Raw genomic sequence first — 16,953 nt, 5'->3', positions numbered from 1 at the left:
TCGCGGCGCGCTTCCGTTGTCGTAGTGGTGCTGATCATCATCGCGTTCGCGTCGATGATGTTGGCGCGAATGATCGAACTCAGCAGCACCGATCTCCTGATCGCGATGCGCGTGGCCGACCGCGACCGTTTGCGTGGCGATGCGCGCTCGGCGCTGGAAACCACGCTCGCCGTGCTGGAAGATTTTCGCGCGGTCGACCAAGGGTTGTTTGCGCCAGAGCAAGGGTGGGGCGATCCGCTGACTTATGCGAATTACACGCCGCGCGAAGGCCTGCAAATCGCGGTCACGTTCGAGGACGAAAGCGCGAAGCTTTCGCTGCCGCGCATGAACCTCGATTCGCTCACGCTGTTGTTGAGCGAGCTTGGTTTGGCCGACGCGGATGCCGAGCGCGTCGCCGATGCGATGATGGTGTGGATGCACAAAGAGCACATCGCCGGCGAATCTGCGACGAGTGCCACGGTGTATTTGCAGGACGAGCTTTCGCACATTCCGCCGCAGCGCTCGTTGCGCTCGTTCGATGAACTCGCGGACATTGTCGTCGCGAAGGATTTTTTCTACGACAAGGAAGGTCGCCGCACGCCGTTGTGGGACGCGTTTGTGCAAAGCGTATCGCTCTATGATTTCGAGACGAGCAACCTGAACGCCGCATCTGCCGCTGTGCTCATGGCCTCCGGTTGGGACGAGACGCAGGTGGATAGTTTAACCCGGCACCGCACGGCTCCGAAGAGCGCGGTGAACACGCCGCCGTATCTGCGCACGTTGGACGAAGCGCGCACCCAGGTCGGCAACGCCGAGAGCCGCAACCTCGGCACCGAAATCCTCTGCCTGCGCGTGAATGTCGTCGTCCAGCAAGGGGCGGCGCAATTCAAGCTGTCGGCGCTGGTGGCGCGCAAAGGGCAGGTAAAACTGCCGCCGCCCATGGAAAGTGAAAACGCCCCCGAACCCGCTGCAACCGGCGAGCAGGCGCCGGCGTCTCCCACCACGGCGGCGCGCCAGGGGACAAATACCGCTGGCAACACCATCCAATATCCGTTCACCATACTCGAACTCACCGAAACCAGTTTGCCCGACGCTGTGACCACACCCGATCCCGCCCCTAACACGGCTCCTACCTCCCGATGAGTTTTTTGTCCGCATTATCCGCTCCTTCCCCGGCCGCCGCGCTCTTTGTGCCGTCCGATCGTTTCTTTCTCCGGCTCGTGCCGCTTGCTCCGGAATTGCCCGCGGCTGACCAGGCGCAGCTCGCCCTCGATGGCTCGGCCCCGTTCCCGCCCGCGCAACTTTACTGGGGTTGCTGTGTGTCGCCCGACCGCACGCAAGCGCTCGTGTATGCCGCGCACCGCCGACGTTTTTCCGCTGAAGAAGTGAAGGCCTGGGATCGTGCCGGCCTGGTTGTTCCTTCCATCGTGGTGCTCTGCGGGGCGTCGCCGGCCAAGGGTCCGTGCGTCTGCGTGGTCGAAGAAGGCAATGCGCTCCACGGCGCCGTGTGGGCCGAAAACGCCACTTGGCCCGCGCACGTGCAGGCGCGCAGCCACGCCGAAAAGCCGGACGCCGCCGCCCTTGAAAAATTTGCCGCCGAACTCGCCGCGAAAGCGGGCGTGAGCGATGCACGTGTCTTGCACGTCACGGCGACTCCGACGGCGCGTTGGGAAGATGACCGACTTATCTTTGAACAACAGAACGGTGCCAGCCTGATCAAAGGCCCGGCCATGGCCAAAGCCGATGCCGACGCCCTCGATGTGCGCGAGCGCGAATTTTTGCTCAAGCACCGTGAGGAGAAACGCCGCGGTGCGCTCATCTGGAAACTCATGCTGGCGGGCGGCGCGGCTGCCGTGCTGGCGCTGCTGTGTGAGCTCGGTGCGCTTGGATTTATGGTGGTGACGAAAATGCAGGATGCTCGCGCCAAGGAGCGCGAACCGCTCGTGCAACGTCTCGATGTTGCCAACGCGCTCGTTAATCGCGTCGACGAACTCACCCAGAAACGCCTGCGGTATTTTGAAATGCTGACTTTCGTCAACGATCGCCGGCCTGCCTCGATTCAATTTAGCCGCACTTCCAACAACGGTCGATCGGGCCTCGATATCGAAGCGCAAACGACCAATGCGGGCGACGTGGGCACGTTTGAAAATGCGCTGCGCTCCACGGCGGAAATCCAAAGTGCCACCAGCAGCGAGAGTCGCACCCGCGAGGGCGTCACCACGTTTACTTTGAAAGTCGCCTTTAAAGCCGATTTCACCGCGGCGCCGCCACAACCGCCGGCAGTCGTGACGGGAGGTGCCCAATGAAACACTGGCTGCAAACCCGCACCCTCCGCGAACAACTGCTGGTCACGGTGTTGATCATTGCTGCGGTTGTCGTCTGGCTGTTCGCCGCGTCCGACCGGGTCAGCGCGCGCGTGACCGAATGGAAAACCGTCCGTAAGCAACTCGTCTCGCAGCAGCTTTGGTTGGACGACCAGGCCCGCATCGAAGCCCGGACAGCTGAGTCGATCAAGCACCTCGATCCCGCGCGCACCCTGGATCCCACAAAACTGGTCGCCGCGCTCACCACCTTGGCGCAGCAAGCCGGGTTGCAACCGTCGATCGACGCGCCGCAAACCCAGACGTCCACGCAGTTCAATTATCACACCGTGCGCGTGAATTTCCGCAAAGTGTCGATGGGATCGCTGCTCACGTTCTACGACGAACTCACCAAGCAAGTGCCGTATCTGAATCTTGAGTTTATCAACTTGCAGGCCGACAAAGCCCGCACCGGCCAGTTAGACGCGACCTTGCAAATCGTCGCCCCGCAGGTCGCGAAGTGAGGCGATGCTGTGACCAGGACCGCCGATCCCGCTGCGAGCTGCTGAAGGTGCCCGCCGGTCTCCGCACCGGCGACAGGCCGGCGAATGCGTCGAAGCGTCGGTGCGGAGACCGACGCCCACCTTCTGACTAGCTCGTGGATTTGCCCGCGGCTTCTTCGGCGGCGATTTTCTTTTTTCGGTCGGCGAGTTTTTTGAGGAGCAAGAGTGAACCTAGGCCGGCGGTCGTGATGGCGCTCATGGAGCCGCCTCCGCCGCTGCTACTCCCACCGCTGTTCGAACCGCCACTGGTTGTCGGTGTAGTGGTGGTAGGCGTGGTGGGCGTGGTGGGCGTCGTCGGAGTCGCGGTGGCGGCGCTCATGATGCCGAGGCTTTCGCGTCCGCCGAAGCGGCTGCTAAATGCGGGGAGCACATAGTTCATGTCGCCGCTGCTGATGCCAAACCACGAAAGAAGATCACGCGCGTATTCGTCGACGGCCACGCCGGGGATGAGGCGGCCCTGGCCGGTGTCGATCGCGGAGAGATTTTGAAAATCGGGATAGTAACCTTGCTCGCGGTTGCCGTAGACGTTGCCGCCGCGCACGGCTCCACCCATGACGAGGTGATTGCCGCCCCACGCGTGATCGGAGCCGTTGCCGTTCGATGTCAGGGTGCGACCGAAATCCGACGCGCTGAAAAGCGTGACGTTGTTTTGCAGGCCGAATTCTCCAAGTGCCGACCAGAACGTGTTCAGGCCCTGACTGACGGTGCGGAGCATGTTGACCTGATTATTGATCACTTCGTCGTGGTGATCCCAACCGCCGTATTGCACGAAGAAAACCTGGCGGCGTGCGCCGAGGCGACTGTTCGAGGCGGCGATGCGCGATACCATCGCGAGATTCGCCGCGAGCGAGTTACCTGCGGGAATCACGGTTGTCGTGAGGTTCGCGGCGCTGATGGCGGCGGTGAAATCGTAGTAGGAATCGACCGCGTCAGCCGTCGAGCCCGCGAAGGATTTTTCAAAAAGATTTTGGTAATCCGCGCCCAGGTTGCTGTCGACGGCGGCGGTGCGCAGCGCGTTGAGATTGTTGGCGGCGGTCGGGCTGTAACCGGTCAACGCGGTCGCGCCCGTCGAACCGACGGTGTAGGTGAACGCGTTTTGGCCGGTGAGGAACGTGTTTTGACCGGAGAGAGAAATGTTCATCGACACCAGGCTCTGCGCGTTGAGCGACTTGATGATGTCGGCCGCGCGGCCGCCCCAGCCGACGGCGGTGCGTTGGTCGGGCATGCAGGTTTGCCACTGCTTGATCTGGTCGGCGTGCGAGTAGAGCGAGAGCGGGCGGTAGCGATTCGCTTTGTAGTCGGCCAGCGTGGTCGGGCGGACGAGCGAGCCCACGTTGGAAACGAACGCGAGTTTACCGGAAGTGAAGAGGTCGCGCACTTCCGTCATCGACGGGTGCACGCCGAGCGTGCGGCCGCTGAGATTGCCCGGCGTGATTTGGAGCAGCGTGTCTTTCGCGAGCGCGAGATTGCCGCGCACGGCCGCGTAAGCGCTGTATTCCGCGCTCGTGGTGGGCACGAGCATGTTGAACGAATCGTTGCCGCCCGCGAGAAAGAGACACACGAGGGCCTTGTAGTCGCCGGTCGCGGTCTGCGCGGCGAGCGAGTTGGCGAGGCGCAAACTGAGCAGCGTGGAGAATAGCGCGGAGGCGCCGACGCCGGCGCAGCTGGCCTGGCCGATGAATTGACGACGGGAAAGGTGTTTATCGGAAGCGCTCATGGCGGTTATTTGAGGACGGCGTAGTCGGCCGAGGAGGCGATCAGGTAGATGGCGAGACGCACACGCGTTTGCGCGAGCGTCGAGCCGCCGGGAACCATCGAGGCAGTCACGCCGTCGAGAGCTTTTAGAATAATGGCGCGGGAATTGGCGCTGAGGGTGCCGTGCGTGAGCAGCGTATCGAGGTTGTCGATGAGCGCGGAATTGGAAGTTGCGACGAGAGCTTCCTGATCGGCGGTGCTGATGCGGAACTGACCGGCGGTGTTTTGCGTGATGTTGTAGAGTGCGTTCGGCGTCGTGACCGCGAAGACGGAATTCAGAATCTGAAATTCCGGCCCGACGAGACCCGCGGCTCCGATTGGCCCGGGCGGTTCATAATCGGGCGCGTAGAAATTGAACACCGAGGGCGAGCCGAGCGGAAATTGGCCGAGCGTGCTTTCGGAAACGGAAGCACCGAAATCGTAAGCGGACGTGGCGGTCGCGAGTGTGAAGCGAAACGCCCGAAACAGGTGCGTGATGCGAAGGAAGGGCTCGCGCAGTTTGCCGTGTTCGCGGTCAGCGATGAAGGACGTGGCGCGGGCTTCGTTGTCCAGGAGGATGGCCTTCACGACAGCGAGGAGATCGCCGCGTGTGCCGGCGCCGTTGTTGATGAAGACCGCGGCGACGCGTCCCACGTAAGCATCGCTCGGGTTTGATGTGACGAGGCGCTGGATGAGCTGGCGCGAGATGAACGGGGCGGTGTTCGGGTGCTCGATGAGATTATCGATGGCGTCTTGCACGTCTTGCAGGCCGGTTTGGCCGGCGGGGAGCGTGGGTTTGCGCGCGCCGTTGTAACGCAGCAGCGTTTTGGCGTCGGAGTCGTGTTGCGAATCCCACATGCGCATCGGCGCAGTATAGTTCACGGCGGCGCTGGGGAAATCGAGCCGACCGGTGCCCGTGCCGGTGTTGTTGGCGCTGTCGTCGGTGAAACCAGTGAAGACGCGCGCGAAATTAGAGACGTCGTCACTCGTGTAAGTTTCCAACGGGCGACCGGTGCCGTCGGCGATGTAATTGCCGTCGGCGGTGAGTTGATAGAGACCGACGGTGAACAGCTGCATCACTTCGCGGCCGTAATTTTCATCGGGGCGCGTGCCGGCAGTGGTGTTGGCTTTGCGGTTTTTATAATGGCTGAGGTAACGGCCCATCATCGGATGGCGCGTGACGTCCATCATCAGCGTGCGGAAATTTCCGAGGGCGTTGCGTGCGAGCATGTCGTAGTAACTGCTGGAACCATCGAGGCCGTTCGCGACGTTGGTGTCGGCGTCGGAGATGACCAGGATTTCGCTGAGCGCGTAGGCGACGCGTTGGCGGAGTTGGTCGGGCGCGGTCATCATGACCTGCGTGCGGGCGCGGCGATTCGTGGTTTTGTCGAACGCGGTGATCGCGCCGGAATCCTTTTGGCTTTGCTGAAGCGCGACGGTCGACGTGACTGCTTTGGCGGCTTCGCGATCAATCCACAGGCTGTAGTTGTTGCCGAGAAAACCTCGGAGCTCGGCAATGCCTTCGGGCGTGGGCCCGAAAGTGGCCTGACCTAGAAAGCGTGAAGCGAGTTGATCGGCGGAGAGCGAGGTGTTCGGAGTGATCGCGGCGTGGGCGGTGGGCCACCACAACGCAAAGAGAACGACCAGGCCCGGGATAAGGCGGTTCTTTTGCACAGGCGCAACGTGCGCCTCCGTATGACGCTCGCGCAAACAAATATCCGGAGTAACGGGGCCTTTAAGCGCGATTTACATCGTGTAGGACATTGTCCTACGGGCCGGCTCAGAGGCGGATGCTGTTGGTCACTTCAAAGATGGCGCTGACGATCGCGTAAGCGAGGAAGGCCACGAAGCTAAACGTTGTGAAAAGCGCGATGCCTGAAAACAACTTGGTCACGTAACTCAAGCGCCGCGAAAGCTCGGCTTGGTAAGAGGTCGCGGTCTGCCGCAGGCTCGGCACGAGATTGCCGGTTTGTTCACCCACCGAGAGACGATCTAGAAAAAGTGGGGCCACCAAACCCGTGCGCATCAGCGAAGCGCTCAGGCTGGAACCTTCCATGACGCGATCGGTGGCTTCATGGAGTTGCTCCTGCACGATGGTGTTGTTGATCGCGCGTTCGGTGAGGCGCAGCGCTTCGGCGGTGGTGACGCCGTTTTCAAGCAGCACGGCGAGCGTGTGGCTGAAATTCAGCACCGCGTAACGCACCACAAATTCCTTTACGATCGGGATGCGTAACAGCCAGCCGTCGGTGGCGCGGCGACCTTCCGTGGTTTTGCGCCAGCGCGTCAGCAGGATGGTGGCGACGATGATCACGCCCACGATGAGCGGGCCGTAAAACAGCAAGAAGCGCGAACCGCTCACGAGCACTTGCGTGGCGAAAGGCAGTTTTCCTCCGAGCGAATTCAACAGCGCCTGAATGCGCGGCATCAGAAAAAACAGCAGGAAAATCACGACTGCAAAACCGAGCACGCAGATGAAAGCCGGGTAGGCCATCGCGGCGATGAACTCGTTGCGCAGTTTTTTCTGTTCGTTGAAATGCGTGATGAGCCGCGTGAGCACTTCGCTGAGATTGCCCGTCGCTTCGCCGGCGGCGATGAGGTTGACGGTCTGGCGATCGAACACATCGGGGTGATCGGCCATCGCGTGCGAAAGATTGCTGCCCTCGCCGAGGCGCGTCCACAACGCGGCGCACAAGCCGCGCAGTTTCGGTTCCTGCAGGCGCATCGCGAGCAGGCGGACGGATTCGCCCGCAGACATGCCCGCGCCGATGAGATCGGCGAGTGATTCGAGAAACGGCAGGCGTTCTTTCGAAGTGAATTTAAGATTCGTCGAGGCCGGGCCACTTTTACTGGCGGAGGGATTCGCGGCGGCGCCTTCCTCGTCGAGTTTCAACACATGCAGCCCGCGCACGCGGAGGGCTTGCAACGCGGCGCGGCGGTTGGCGGCATCGAGGGTGCCGTTGCTCGGCGTCGCGGAGGCGGCAGTGCGCGCGGTGTAATTGAAACGGGCCATCGCGCTTATTCTTCGCCCGTGCTGATCGTGCGGAGCAATTCGTCGAGCGACGTCGCGCCGGACTTCACGCGGTCCCAGCCGGATTGCTGCAACGTGCGCATGCCTTGCGAGCGCGCGAGCGTGCCGAGCGCTTTGGCGGATTCGCGCGCAACGATGAGATCGTGCAACGGTTTCGGCTGAAGAATTTCAAACAAACCGATGCGGCCGCGGTAGCCCGTTTGGCGGCACGCGCGGCAACCGACGGCGACGTGCAACTCGTGCACGCTGTTGGCTTCGCTTTGCGGGAGATGGAGCACATCAAGCGCGGCGCGCAGGCGCGTGGCGTCGATGGGTTCGGTTTTCGAACACGCCACGCAAAGGCGACGCACGAGGCGTTGCGCGATGACGAGTTCGACGGACGACGCGACGAGGAAAGGTTCCACGCCCATGTCGGTGAGACGCGTGAGCGCGCCGGGGGCGTCGTTGGTGTGCAGCGTCGAGAAAACCAAGTGACCGGTGAGCGAGGCGCGGATGGCGATCTCGGCTGTCTCAAGATCGCGGATTTCGCCGACCATGATGACGTCGGGATCCTGACGGAGCACGGAGCGGAGCGCGCTGGCGAAGGTGAGGCCGATTTCCGAGCGCGTCTGCATCTGGTTCGCGCCGGGGACTTCGTATTCGATCGGATCTTCGATCGTGACGAGGCGCAGTTCGGGGGAATTGATGCGGCGGAGAAAGGCGTTGAGCGAAGTCGATTTGCCGGAGCCGGTCGGGCCGGTGACGAGAATCAGGCCGTGCGGGTAATCGAGGATCTTGACGATGAGCGCCTGCTCGTCGGCGGTGAGGCCGATGCCGTCCATCGTGTAGGCCTGTTTACGCTGGTTGAGGAGACGCAGGCTGATGCTCTCGGCGTAAATCGTCGGGAACGTGGAAACACGGATGTCGAGCGCGGCACCGCCGACGCGGAAGTCGATGCGGCCGTCTTGCGGGAGGCGTTTTTCGGAGATGTTGAGGCGCGCCATGATCTTGAGGCGCGAGATAATGGCGTCTTGGAAACGCAGCAGATTTTCCGGCAGCGGCACGGCGACGAGCAAGCCGTCGACCCGGTAACGGATGCGGAGTTCGCCTTCCTGCGGTTCGAAATGGATGTCGGTCGCGCTCTCGTTGATCGCTTGCGTGATGACGTCGGTGACGAAGCGCACGACGGCGGCGTCGGCATCGGCTTCGAGTTCGGTGGAAGTATTTACCGGCGCGAGGTCGTCGAGGTCGGCTTCGTCGAGCGAACCGGAACCGACGCCGTAGTTGTCGTTGATGAGTTGTTGGACGCGATCGGCGGGCGCGAGGTGCCACACCAGCGGGCGCGGCGTAAAGGTGTTCATCCAATCGACGATGCTGCTGTCAGCCGGCCACGAAGTCGCGAGTAACAAGGGTGTAGTCGGCGCGGGTGTTTCTGGGGTTTCGGACGGATCTTTTTTTGCGACGCCGGGAGCGAGCACAGGCACAACTTGGAATTCGTGAGCGAGACGCGCCGGGAAAATGGCGAGCGAGGCGCGATCGACGAGCGGCGCTTCGAGGACGGGCAGGCCGGTGTTTTCGGCGAGCACGGCGAGGGCGGCGGTGTCGTTCACGGCGAGGCCGGCGGCGAGCAGCGTCATGCGTTGGTCGCGCGTGGATTCTTGTAACGTTTTCTGCGTCGCCTCGGGCAGGCGGGCGAGGAGCGCAGCAGGCAAGAGGTCAGTCGTCATCGCCGGAAGCGCGTTCACTTGGACTTAACCGGCAGGACGCCTTGCAGCGTGGCCTCGACGTCTTTCTTTTGCGGGCTAGTTTCGAGGCGGCGCATGGCCTCGACGTTATCGGCGGGCGTGTTGGTCAGCACGTAAGGCCGCAGGAAAATGACGAGGTCAGTGCGCGTGTTTTCACGACGACGACTGCCAAGGATATCGCCGATGATCGGGATGCCACCAAGACGGCTGCTGGTGCGCGAGATGGTTTTGCGCTGCATGCCGCCGAGCACGACAATTTCTCCGCTCTTGGAGCTGACGAAGGAAGTCGCTTTGCGGCTGCCGATGACGGGCTGGGAGTTGCCGTCGATCAAAACGCTATCGAGCACGTCCTTCACTTCCTGTTCGATTTCAAGTTGCACGGAGCCGTCGGGGCCGATGAGCGGCGTGACAGTGAGCGTGATGCCGATGTCCGTGTAATTGATGCTCGTGTTGCCGATGCCGGTGACGTTGCCGCCGCCGTTGTTACCGTTGTTGGTCACGTAGCTGCTGATGATCGGGCGCTCTTCACCGACGAAGAGAAAGCCTTGTTTGTTGTGGGAGGTGACGATGTTCGGCGCGGAGAGGATGTTGATGTTCGATTTGCGCGGCGTGCTTTTCAAATTGAGCGTTCCGGAGAGGCTTTTGAGGCCGGTGGTGGAATCGACCAAAGTGGCTGGAGTCGTGCCGGTATCAAAGCCCGGGCCGGAGGCGCTAAAGGCGACGAGCTTGTCGTTTTGAATCACTAAGCCGAGCGCGTCGATGCCGGTGGTGGCCTGGTCGCTGAGAGTGACTTCGGCGATGACGACTTCGATGCGCACTTGGGCGAGGAGCACGTCGAGTTGGTGGATGAGATCCTTGATGAGGCGCATGTCGTCGACCGTGCCGGAGACGACAAGGGAGTTGCTGCGTTCGTCGGGGATGACCGTGAGGATCTCGCTGAATTGCTGCGGGGCGGAACCGCCGCCTTGGTTGATGATGAGATTGCCGTTCGGGCCCGTGGTGACGGAGATGGGGCCGCCCGCATTGGCGGCGCGGTTGGCCTGGCGGTTTTGATTGTTGTTACCGGCGTTGCCTTGAGCGCCACCGGCGAGGGCGGCCGCTTGCATGGCCACGGGCTGGTTGGGGTTATTATTGTTACCGCCCGCGTTGTTGCGGTTGGCCATGAAGCCGGCGATGGCGTTGCGGATGCCCGCCTGGTTCTGATTTCCCTGGGCTCCCGTGCGGGTCACGGCGGCTTGGCCGGAAATCACGCTTGTTAAAATGCTGCCCAGTTCCGTCGCGTTGGCGTGCTTGAGCGCGATGACTTCCTGCCGCGTGCTCGATTCGCCGGCGGTGTCGAGTTTCTCGATCAAGTTATCGAAAAACTCATGCTGGCGCTCGTCGGAGAGGAGAATGATTTGGTTGGTGCGATCGTCGGCTTGGAACGAAGTGGCCGTGCCGAGCGAGGTCGCGGCGCTGCCCGAAAGGATGCCTTGAAGTTTCGCGACGAGTTCCGAGGCGGTGGTGCTTTGGACTTTATAGAACTTCGGCTTCATGCCGCCGAGCGAAGGTTGGTCAACTTGGTTGAGCAGCATTTCGATGCGTTGCAGATTGCTGATGCTGTCGGTGATCAGTGCGGCGTTCGATTTCTCGAATAACACGGGTGCGCTGCCGGCGGCGGGGTTGAGGAGTCCGCTGATTTGCGGGGCGAACTCGGAGACGCGGAGGAATTTTAACTGGAAGAGTTTCGCCGCGATGTGGCCGCTGGGGGGCAGGCCGAGCGTGGAGCCGTCGATGAATTCCGGGGCTTCGGTGCGGGCGGTGTTGAGCGGCGTGGCTTTCAGGAATTTGTCACCGAGCGGGGTGATGGCGATTCCGTTCATCGTGAGCACGGTTTCGAGGGCTTGGATGGCCTCGGCTTTGGTGACCCGGGGAATCGAAAAAGCCAACGAGACGGCAGGCAATCCAGCGGGGCGAAAGACGGTCTTGCCCGACCAACGCTCCAGCATTTGCAACGCACCGTCGATATCGACGGAGCCGAAATTAACAGCATTCACCATTTCCGAAGAATTTGCCCCAGCGATCGCATTGACGGGACGCGGACTTGGCGGGGCGGGACGAGTGGCGGTGGCTGTGGGGTCAACCGCGGGCGTGGTCGGGGGCGTCGCCGGGGCGGCAGTCTGAGCGAAATGGGTGGCGGTCGAGGCGAGGGTCAGCAGTCCGACCAGAAGAGTGAAACGCGAACGAATCGTTGGCATGAAAAACGAAGGGGATGGGTGCGAAAAGAAAATGGGTGCCAGAGTGGCCGGCAAAGGCTCAGGCAGTCTTGTGACGCCGTGACTAAAGGGAAGTTTCTTTCTAGGGGAATCCGTTGGCGCGATCGCGGTTAATAATTGTCCATCACCACCCACATAATCCACGTCAGCCCCACGCTGAGCAGCACGCAGCCGGCGAGACCGAACATCGCGGTCAGCGGATTCAGGCCGACGAATGCCGTCAGGCCTGCGATGCAGAGGTTTCCCGCGATCAAGACCGTCCAGTAATCGCGTTTCCGGCGGGAAACGACTTTCTTGATCACGATTTCGTTCAACCCGGCGTCGCGCGCGATGACCTGGTTCTGGCGTAGGATGACATGCACGTCGTTGTCGCCTGGCGGTGCGCTCGTGGGTTCGGCGGAAACGACCTCGTTGATGCGGGTAAACTCGCGCGGTTTCAGGCCGTAATATTTACGCGGCGGATCGGATTCGTCGGGCACGGAGGCAATATGAGCGTCGGCGCGCGGCTGGCGAAACGATTTTGCAAATCACTCAAACCAGAAAAACAGGAGACAACCACGAATGAACACGAAATGACACGAATGGCTGAGAGGAAAGTAACCGTCGCCACCTGGATCGCTGCGTTATTCGTGTTCCTTCGGGTCGATTCGTGGTTGATCGGCCTCGTGATCGCCCACGTTTCCGAAACCCTCAACGGCCGCACGCGCGCCGATAAAGCGCTTCGTAACGGGGCACGATGACCTCGGCGGAAAACGTTCCGCGGGCGCGCTCTTGAGCATTTCGCCCGAGGAGCGCCCGGCGACCGGGATCGTTGATCAGGGTTTCCACCGACTTGGCGAGCGCGGCGGTGTCGCCGAAGGGCACGAGCAGACCGGTTTTGCCGGACTCCACGACTTCCGGAATTCCGCCGACGGCAAACGCCACGCTCGGGCAGCCAAAGCTCATCGCTTCGAGGATGCTCAGGCAGAAACTTTCATTCTCCGAAGTGAACAGAGCGAGGTCGGCGGCTTGCAGGTAATCTTCGATTTCCGTGACGCGCTCGCGCACGATGATGTGGCTCGCAATGCCGAGGCGGCGGACTTCGTTTTCGTAACGCGCGAAACTTTCGCCGGCGAGAATCACGAGCTTAAACGCCGCAAACGGCCGCAACTGCGCGATCGTTTCCAGGAGCAAATCGATACGTTTAGCCGAGCGCAGGTTGGACGTGTGCAACAACATCGCGTCCGTGTCGGCGACCCCCAGTTCGCGGCGCACTTCCTCGCGCGAGCGGCGCGGCGTATGCGGCTCGAAGAAATTGTGAATGACATCGATGGAGCGCTGCACGCCCAGGAGGCGCACCGTTTCATCGCGGAGAAATTCAGAAACCGTGGTCACCGCATCCGAGTGTTCGAGCGCGTGCCGGATGGCGGGGACGTAGCCGCGATCATTGCCGAGCAGCGTCGTATCGGTGCCGTGTAATGTGGTCACCACGCGCGGGCGTTGGTCGACCGGCAACATCGAGCAGGCAAGAAACGCCGCCGTCGCGTGCGGCACTGCGTAATGCACGTGCAACACATCGAGCCCGTGGTCGCGACTCACTTCGGCCATCTTTACCGAAAGCGGGAGCGTGTAGTCGGGGTATTTGAAAAGGTCGTAACTGTTGACGATGACTGGATGAAAAAACACGCGCGGCCCGACCGGCATGCGGAACGGCTGCTCGTAACTGATAAAGTGGATTTCGTGGCCGCGCTTCGCGAGTTCGTCGCCGAGTTCCGACGCGAGGATACCGCTGCCACCGACGGTCGGGTAGCAGGTGATGCCAATCTTGAGCGGACGTTCAGGCATGGAAGGGCGGCAAAATTTTCAGCCACGCATGGACACGAATAGACACGAATGAGGAGAAGCGGATACGAGCTGTTTGGGATTCGTGTCCATTCGTGGTTAAACTAAAACTTGCGCGCGCCGCGCGTGAGCGCGGAGAGCGAATCCACGAGTAACGGATCGTTCGGATACAGTGGTTGCGCGTAAGCGATGCCGACGTTCAAGCCGTGCAGGCGGGCCCGGGTGAGTTGCAACTCGACGTAATTGCGCGTCTTCAGCTGCGATGCGTGCGCTTCCATCGCGGCAGTCCATTGGGCGATGATTTCCGGAGCGGAGAGGTCGACGAGGATCGGTTGCGCGTTCGTCGGTTCAGCGCTCGGCCCGACGGGATAAAACAACAATTGGTCGATGGCGTGCGCGGAAAGTTTTTTCAACGCAGCGAGCCCGCCGTAGCGCGCGAGTCGCGTGGCGTCGCGCACCAGAATCCCGAGGCGCCAGTGATCGGGGTGCTGGTTTTGCTCGGTCGTCGGCGCCAGCACGAGCGAGGGTTTTATGCGGCGGATAATCGCGGCGAGTGTGCGCGCATGGGCATTTTCTAGTTCCAGTTGCGCGTCGCCATCGAGCGTGATGAATTCAATCGTCGCGCCGAGAAGTTTTGCCGCGTGTTTGGCCTCGGTGGTGCGTTGCGCGGGCGTGCCGTTCGTGCCGGCTTCGCCGCGCGAGCAGACGACGAAATGCACCGGGCGACCCGCGCGCGTTTCCTTGGCGATCACGCCACCGACGCCGAATTCGATGTCGTCGGGGTGCGCGCCAAACGCGAGAAGCGGAGCGAGGTCAGCGGTCGGTGTAGGCTTCATCGGAGCGGTCGATTGGGTCGCGGTTGACGAAAGTGATTTCGGGGGCGTCGGCTTGATTGAGGTAGGCTTGTTCGCCGGCACCCGCGATGTAGTGCGTGCAGTTAAGCACCGACTGCATCCAACGCAACCGGCTATCGCGCGTCGGACTGAGCTGCGCCTTGGTGTAGTCGCAGGGCGGCAGCGTGGTGTAACTGTCGCCGCCTTCGTGGAGCTTCAGAGCGCCATCGAGCAAGCGGGCGCGCACGACTTCGCCTTGGTGCGGCACATCGACAAAATAATCGCTGACATCACACGCGGCGGTGCGCACGGCGGCGTCGCTTGAACGCACAACGCGGATGCCTTCGAGCAGTCCCATCGCACGATACATTTCCAAACAGAAGTCGGCGACGTTGGTCGCGGTGATTTTCTTGAAAGCATCTACCCAACACGGATCGACGTAAGCGCCGAGTTGCCGCGTCATGCCCGTCTGCCATTCGGGCAACACACGTTTCAGATACAGCGGCGAGAATTTTCGTTGGAGTTTGTTCGCGAAATTGAAGTTCAGCGTCGCCGCCTCGCCCGTCTTGCGGTGGTGAACCGTGGTTTGGGTTTCGCGACAGTCATGGTCGCTATCGTGGTAGAAGAACACGATTTCGCCACCGATCTCCGCCTGAAGTTTGCGCGCGGTGACGAATTTCGCGTAAAGAAACCGCCGCGGAAAAATCCCGCACGGTTGCTGGCCGAAGCAAATGACGGGAGACTCGCTCATCGGATTTTAACCACAGATGGACACAGATAGACACGGATTGAAACAAGCAGAACACTCACGGGTTTGGTTCCCGCTAATCTGTGTCTATTTGTGTCCATCTGTGGTTTTCAGTTTTGGCAGCACTGCTTGCAGGAGCAGGCTGAAAATCACGCACGCGAAGCAGCCGATGACGTTATACCACAGGTAGGAGAAATTGAGTTTGGGGATTTCGTGGCGGAGCAGGAAAATTCCCCAGATCAAAACCTCGGCGAGCAATGCGGCCCAGAACACGGCGTGGCCGCGGACGTGCTTGAAAAAGAACGCGACGAGAAACAATCCGAGCACGACGCCGTAAAACAGTGACGCGATGATGTTGGTGCCTTCGATGAGGTTTTCCTGGAAACTGAAAAAGAGCGCAAAGCACACCGAGAATGCGCCCCACGCCGCCGTCCAGATTTTCGCGTTGCGGACGTTGCGCGCTTCGTTGTGCACGGCGAGCGGCCGCCACGCGCGCCACAGATCGATCGTCGTCGTCGTGCCGAGCGCGTTGAGTTCGCCGGCTTTCGAGCCGAGGGCGGCGGCGAACATCACCGCGATCAAAAGACCGACCACGCCGGAAGGGAGCTGCGTCAAAATGAATGTGATGAAAACGTAGTCGGAATCCTTCGTGTTGATGCTGGGTTTCGCGGCGATGAGCTCTTTTTTTGCTTCGGCGCGAATCGCGTCGACGTTGGCTTGCGCGGTGACCATGGCGGCGCGGGCGGCGGGTTCGACGATGGGATCAGCGTTTTCGCGCACGGCGAGCCACGCGTTGAGTTTCTGTTGGCGATCGACGTGAGCGGCGGTGTGGCGTTGTTCGAGCGCGACAAAGGTGGCGCGGTGTGGGCCTTCGACCGCTTGCTGCCATTCGACGCGGTTGAAAAACACCGGCGGATTCGGCTGAAATTGGTAAAACACAAACACCAACGCGCCCAGCAGCAGGATGAAAAGCTGCATTGGGATTTTCAGGAGCGCATTGAACATCAAACCCAGCCGGCCTTCACGCAGCGCAGCGCCGCCGATGTAGCGCTGCACCTGCGATTGGTCGGTGCCGAAATACGAGAGCGATAAAAATAATCCGCCCAGCAAGCCGCTCCAGAACGTGTAGCGCGCGTTCGGGTTGAATGAAAAGTCGACTGCTTCGAGTTTTCCGAGCGCACCGGCAATGTGCAGGGAGTTGTCCGGCAGCTTCGCCACGAGCACCGCAAACGCCGTCACCATGCCGCCGAAGATGACGCCCATCTGCCATTTCTGTGTGAGGTTTACGGCGGCGCTGCCGCCAGTGACCGTGTAGACGACGACGACCACGCCGATGATCACGATCAGCAATTTCAACGGCCAGCCCAGCACGGTGGAGAGAATGATCGCGGGCGCGTAGATCGTGATGCCAGCCTGCACGCCGCGCTGCATCAAAAAGAAAATCGCGCCGAGCAGTCGCGTCTTTTTGTCGAAACGATTCCCCAGGTATTCGTAAGCGGTATAAACGCCGAGCTTGCGGTAGATCGGCAGAAAAACGGCGCACACGATGATCAACGCGAGCGGCAGGCCGAAATAATTTTGCACGAATCCGAGACCGCTTTCGTAGCCTTGGCCGGGAATGGAAAGGAACGTGATCGCGCTTGCTTGCGTCGCCGCGACGGAGATGCCGATGGTCACCCAACCCGTGTTGCGGTTGCCCTTCAGGTAAGTGTCGAGGTGATCGGTGTGACGCGTGCGCCACGTGCCGTAGGCGGCGATGCCGACCATCGTTCCGACCAGGACGATCCAATCGAGCAGCGTCATGCGTAGATCCGCGAGAACACGGTGAGCGCGATCACGACCGCGACGAAACTGGCGAACACGAACCAATACACGCCGCGCCACGTGCGAAAGCCGGGGACGTTCGGGGCGTCAGATTCGGGAGGTTGCGTCGAAGGAGTTCTGTTCATTGGAGGTGGGGCCATTAGC

At 61.3% G+C, this 16,953-nt stretch carries 14 protein-coding genes; 3 read left to right on the top strand and 11 right to left on the bottom strand.

Annotation, left to right across the window (positions count from 1 at the left end; genetic code table 11):
- Window positions 1–27: 27 nt before the first annotated feature.
- Genes ACRRQW_RS05000 through ACRRQW_RS04990 form a run of 3 tightly spaced genes read left to right on the top strand, consistent with a single transcriptional unit; the run spans window position 28 to window position 2,803 of the window.
- Window positions 28–1,122, top strand: coding sequence for a hypothetical protein (locus ACRRQW_RS05000; protein ID WP_438480162.1), 1,095 nt, complete (start codon window positions 28–30; stop codon window positions 1,120–1,122).
- Window positions 1,119–2,285, top strand: coding sequence for a hypothetical protein (locus ACRRQW_RS04995; RefSeq protein WP_438480161.1), 1,167 nt, complete (start codon window positions 1,119–1,121; stop codon window positions 2,283–2,285). The genes ACRRQW_RS05000 and ACRRQW_RS04995 overlap by 4 nt, the downstream gene beginning before the upstream one ends.
- Window positions 2,282–2,803 (top strand): GspMb/PilO family protein, encoded by a 522-nt coding sequence (locus tag ACRRQW_RS04990; protein ID WP_438480160.1) that lies wholly within the window; start codon window positions 2,282–2,284, stop codon window positions 2,801–2,803. The genes ACRRQW_RS04995 and ACRRQW_RS04990 overlap by 4 nt, the downstream gene beginning before the upstream one ends.
- Before the next feature lie 127 nt (window positions 2,804–2,930).
- Here the strand turns inward: ACRRQW_RS04990 and ACRRQW_RS04985 are convergent, their stop codons facing one another.
- From ACRRQW_RS04985 to ACRRQW_RS04935, 11 genes are all read right to left on the bottom strand, one after another.
- Entirely contained in the window at window positions 2,931–4,559 is a 1,629-nt protein-coding gene (locus ACRRQW_RS04985) for a DUF1501 domain-containing protein (RefSeq protein ID WP_438480159.1), read from the bottom strand.
- A gap of 5 nt (window positions 4,560–4,564) precedes the next feature.
- Window positions 4,565–6,250 carry a DUF1800 domain-containing protein gene (locus ACRRQW_RS04980; protein ID WP_438480158.1) on the bottom strand — a complete coding sequence of 562 codons (1,686 nt, stop codon included), beginning with the start codon at window positions 6,248–6,250 and terminating at the stop codon, window positions 4,565–4,567.
- Window positions 6,251–6,356: 106 nt separating this feature from the next.
- Window positions 6,357–7,586, bottom strand: coding sequence for a type II secretion system F family protein (locus ACRRQW_RS04975; RefSeq protein WP_438480157.1), 1,230 nt, complete (start codon window positions 7,584–7,586; stop codon window positions 6,357–6,359).
- Between the two features lie 5 nt (window positions 7,587–7,591).
- A complete protein-coding gene (locus ACRRQW_RS04970; protein ID WP_438480156.1) occupies window positions 7,592–9,310 on the bottom strand; it encodes a GspE/PulE family protein in 1,719 nt (572 codons plus the stop codon).
- A 14-nt stretch (window positions 9,311–9,324) separates the two neighbouring features.
- On the bottom strand, window positions 9,325–11,565 hold the full coding sequence (locus tag ACRRQW_RS04965; RefSeq protein ID WP_438480155.1) for a secretin N-terminal domain-containing protein: 2,241 nt from the start codon (window positions 11,563–11,565) through the stop codon (window positions 9,325–9,327).
- Window positions 11,566–11,693: 128 nt separating this feature from the next.
- Complete coding sequence (locus ACRRQW_RS04960; RefSeq protein ID WP_438480154.1) at window positions 11,694–12,062, bottom strand: hypothetical protein; 369 nt, start codon at window positions 12,060–12,062, stop codon at window positions 11,694–11,696.
- A 211-nt stretch (window positions 12,063–12,273) separates the two neighbouring features.
- Window positions 12,274–13,407, bottom strand: coding sequence for an N-acetyl-alpha-D-glucosaminyl L-malate synthase BshA (gene bshA / locus ACRRQW_RS04955; protein ID WP_438480153.1), 1,134 nt, complete (start codon window positions 13,405–13,407; stop codon window positions 12,274–12,276).
- Between the two features lie 101 nt (window positions 13,408–13,508).
- Entirely contained in the window at window positions 13,509–14,240 is a 732-nt protein-coding gene (locus ACRRQW_RS04950; protein WP_438480152.1) for a PIG-L family deacetylase, read from the bottom strand.
- Window positions 14,218–14,988, bottom strand: coding sequence for a hypothetical protein (locus ACRRQW_RS04945; protein WP_438480151.1), 771 nt, complete (start codon window positions 14,986–14,988; stop codon window positions 14,218–14,220). The genes ACRRQW_RS04950 and ACRRQW_RS04945 overlap by 23 nt, the downstream gene beginning before the upstream one ends.
- Before the next feature lie 84 nt (window positions 14,989–15,072).
- Window positions 15,073–16,788, bottom strand: coding sequence for a sodium:solute symporter (locus tag ACRRQW_RS04940; RefSeq protein ID WP_438480150.1), 1,716 nt, complete (start codon window positions 16,786–16,788; stop codon window positions 15,073–15,075).
- Window positions 16,785–16,934: a hypothetical protein gene (locus ACRRQW_RS04935; protein ID WP_438480149.1), complete on the bottom strand. Its 150-nt coding sequence runs from the start codon at window positions 16,932–16,934 to the stop codon at window positions 16,785–16,787. Before ACRRQW_RS04935 ends, ACRRQW_RS04940 begins: the two co-directional genes overlap by 4 nt.
- Between the last annotated feature and the right edge of the window lie 19 nt (window positions 16,935–16,953).

The sequence above is a fragment of the Oleiharenicola lentus genome (genome assembly GCF_051660365.1).
Lineage (GTDB): Bacteria > Verrucomicrobiota > Verrucomicrobiia > Opitutales > Opitutaceae > Lacunisphaera > Lacunisphaera lenta_A.
The sequence above is the reverse complement of the archived record's forward strand: the minus strand, read 5'-3'. Positions and strand labels throughout refer to the sequence as shown.